Origin of the sequence: Mesorhizobium sp. M7A.F.Ca.CA.003.01.2.1 (assembly GCF_003998945.1) — a bacterium.
In the GTDB taxonomy this organism is placed as follows: Bacteria; Pseudomonadota; Alphaproteobacteria; order Rhizobiales; family Rhizobiaceae; genus Mesorhizobium; species Mesorhizobium ciceri.
On record NZ_RZRA01000619.1, the window covers coordinates 1 to 3459 of the forward strand.

Sequence of the window (3459 nt, forward strand, 5' to 3'; positions counted from 1 at the left end):
GGCTTCAGCCGCGCCCAGGCGGGCTGCGCCGCCCGCGCGGCCTCGACGGCGAGTTCCAGCACGTTCGGCGTTGCCGAACGCAGCATGGCGATGGTCTCGCCGGTTGCCGGATAGATGACCGGCAGCGGGGCGCCGCCTTCGTCCTCGATGTAGCGTCCGTTGACATAGTGCGATGCCGTGGGCTGAGCGCGCATGGAAGTCTCCAGATTGTCTTTCGCGGCATGCGGATCGTGCAGTCACACGATCATGCTCTATCTGTCCGACGCCTGCCAGCGCGGATTGATCCATGGTTCCTGGTTGGACGGCGCCAGCGGCGTGCGGCCAAGGATGTGATCGGATGCCTTCTCGCCGGTCATGATCGACGGCGCATTGAGATTGCCGTTGGTGACGCGCGGGAAGATCGAGGAATCGGCGACCCGCAATCCTTCGACGCCGATGACCCGGCACTCCGGATCGACGACGCTCATCACGTCGTCGGCGCGGCCCATCTTGCAGGTGCCGCAAGGATGGTAGGCGCTCTCCGCGTGATCCCGGATGAAGATGTCGAGATCGTCGTCCGACTGCACGTGGCTGCCCGGCGATATCTCCTTGCCTCGATAGGGATCGAACGCCGACTGGCCGAAGATCTCGCGGGTCAGCCGGATGCAGTGGCGGAACTCCGCCCAGTCGTCTGGATGCGACATGTAGTTGAAGTGGATCATCGGTTTCGATTTCGGGTCCGGCGAGCGCAGCGTCACCGACCCCCGCGACTTCGAGCGCATCGGTCCGACATGCGCCTGGAAGCCGTGCGACTTGGCCGCCGCCTTGCCGTCATAGCGGACTGCCGCGGGGATGAAATGGTACTGGATGTCGGGGTAGTCGACGCCGGCACGCGATCGCACGAAGGCCGCCGCTTCGAAATGGTTGGTGGCGCCTAGCCCGTTCTTGAGGAACAGCCACTGCGCCCCGATGAGCGCTTTCGAGAACGGATTCAGCACCGAATTGAGCGTGATCGGCAGCAATGATTCCTGCTGGATGTAGAGCTCCATATGGTCCTGCAGGTTGCGGCCGACGCCGGGCCTGTCGGCCACCACCGGAATGCCGTTTTCGCGCAGATGCTCGGCCGGACCGATGCCGGACAGCATCAGGATCTTGGGCGAATTGATCGACGATGCGGCGACGATTACCTCACGTCGCGCCTTAACGACCTGAATCTGTTTGTGAGCTTCGATCTCGACGCCGATGGCGCGCTGATTCTCGATGATCACCCGCCGCGCAAAGCCCTTGACCAGACTGACGTTTTTGCGCTTCAGCGCCGGCTTCAGATAGGCTGATGCCGCCGACCATCGGCGGCCGCCGCTGATGGTCTGCTCCATCGGCCCAAAACCTTCCTGCTTGGAACCGTTATAGTCCTCCGTCAGTTCGAACCCGGCCTGGCGGCCAGCCTCGACGAAGGCGCCATAGAGCGGATTTTTACGCGAGCCGCGCTGCACATGCAGCGGCCCGCCGTGCCCGCGCCAGCCATCCTCGCCGCCATCCGAATCCTCCATGCGCTTGAAATAGGGGAGCACGTCGGCGAAGCCCCAGCCGGCCGCACCCTCTTCGGCCCAATGGTCGAAGTCGCGGGCGTGGCCGCGCACATAGACCATGCCGTTGATCGAGGACGAGCCGCCGATAACCTTGCCGCGCGGTGTCGCCAGCACACGGCCGCCGAGATGCGGCTCCGGCTCGCTGGCAAAGCCCCAGTCGTAGAGGCTCATGTTGAGCGGGATCGACAGCGCCGACGGCATCTGGATCAGCGGCCCGATATCGCTGCCGCCGAATTCGATGACGATGACCGAATGCTTGCCGTCTTCCGACAGGCGATAGGCCATGGCCGAGCCGGCCGAGCCGGAGCCGATGATGACGAAATCCGCTTCAAGCATGGTTCATATGCGCCATGAAATCGGCGAGCGAGACATTGCCGCCGGTAGCCACAACAAGGACGGTCTTGTCCTTCACATCCACCTTGCCGCCGAGCAATGCCGCGATCGACGCCGCCCCCGACGGTTCGAGCACCAGCTTCATGCGCTCGAAGGCGATCCGCATCGCGCGCCGCACCGATTGGTCGTCGACGGTGATGCCGTGAACACCCGCCGTCTTGACCGCGGCAAACGGAGCATCGCCCGGCCGTCGCGACATCAAACCGTCGCAGATCGATTTCGGCCCGATCGGCATCGTCTCGATGCCGGCCATCTGCATGACGCGTCCGGTGCTGCCGGCGACCGCCACGGCCACCTTCCTGGCGCGGATGTCGCCGCGCGAAGTGGTGACGCCTGATATGCGGTCGCCGTCGCGCAGGAAGCCGGTGACCTCGCAATTTTCGATGATGTCGACGCCGCGCCTGTCGGCGCCGCGCGCATAGCCCCAGGCCACCGCATCGTGGCGGGCGGTGCCGGCGCGGCGCTGCATCAGGCCGCCGACCACCGGGAAGCGAGCGCTGTCGGAGATATCGAGCGCCGGAATCAGGCGTTTGATCTCAGCCTTCGTCATCAGTTCGGCATCGACGCCGAGATGGCGCATGGCGTTGCCGCGCCTTGCATAGTCGTCGAACTGGGCCGGCGTGTGCGCCAGGTTCAGGCAGCCGCGCTGCGAGAACATGACATTGTAGTTGAGCTCGTGCGACAGGTTCTCCCACAGCTTCATCGAGTGTTCGTAGAAGCGGGTGTTGGCAGGCAGCAGATAATTCGAGCGCACGGCCGTGGTGTTGCGGCCGACATTGCCGGAACCGAGCCAGCCCTTTTCCACAACGGCGACATTGGTGATGCCGTGTTCCTTGGCAAGATAATAGGCGGTCGCCAGCCCATGACCGCCGCCACCGATGATGATGACGTCATAGGACGCCTTCGGGTCAGGCTTGCGCCATGCCGGCTTCCAATCCTTGTTTCCCTTGAGCGCGTTCGCGAGCAGCGAAAAGGCCGAGTACTCTGCCATTGATGTCATCCGGTTCGGGCGATGCGGCAGACTATAGAGCAGGCCGCATCCGCAAAGCCAATATTGCGCCATCGCCTTTCGACTGGCCGACGCCCGGGATGGGATCACTCGGCGTGAGTGATCGGTTGGGGCCAATGATCGGATGGGCTCGCGATACGACGGCTTGCCCCATGATAGGGCCGTCTTTATCAAGGACAGGCTTTCAAATTGCCTTTGCCGCCGATGAGTCGCCAACAAATCATGCTTTTCCGATTGCTTCGTCTCATCCTGGTACTCACGCTGGTCGTTTCGGCGCCGCTTTCGTTTGAGGCGATGGCGCAAGCGCTCGGCCAGGGCTCGGCCGGTTTGGTCACCGATCAGCAAAAGGTCATCCAGGATCTAACGGCCAAGACGGACGATCTCGAGAAGAAGATACAGCAGGACGGTGAGGACGATGCCTCACTCGTGGAGATCCGTCTGCAGCTGGAGGACCTGTCGCGGGCGGCACTCACCAGTGCGCTGGTATTC

2 protein-coding genes and 2 pseudogenes are annotated in these 3459 nt (G+C 63.5%); 1 reads left to right on the forward strand and 3 read right to left on the reverse strand.

What is annotated here, in order from left to right:
- The 3 genes and pseudogenes from EN969_RS22365 to EN969_RS22375 all read right to left on the reverse strand — a co-directional run.
- Window positions 1–194 (reverse strand): aldehyde dehydrogenase family protein (locus EN969_RS22365; RefSeq protein ID WP_127384485.1); only part of this gene is annotated, 194 nt, incomplete at its 3' end.
- Window positions 195–251: 57 nt separating this feature from the next.
- Window positions 252–1904, reverse strand: coding sequence for a choline dehydrogenase (gene betA, locus EN969_RS22370; protein ID WP_013532681.1), 1653 nt, complete (start codon window positions 1902–1904; stop codon window positions 252–254).
- A 52-nt stretch (window positions 1905–1956) separates the two neighbouring features.
- Window positions 1957–2952 (reverse strand): annotated as a pseudogene (locus tag EN969_RS22375) (FAD-dependent oxidoreductase); the annotation flags it as partial.
- Window positions 2953–3192: 240 nt separating this feature from the next.
- On the opposite strand from EN969_RS22375, the pseudogene EN969_RS22380 reads away from it, so the two are divergent.
- Window positions 3193–3459 (forward strand): annotated as a pseudogene (locus tag EN969_RS22380) (mechanosensitive ion channel family protein); the annotation flags it as partial.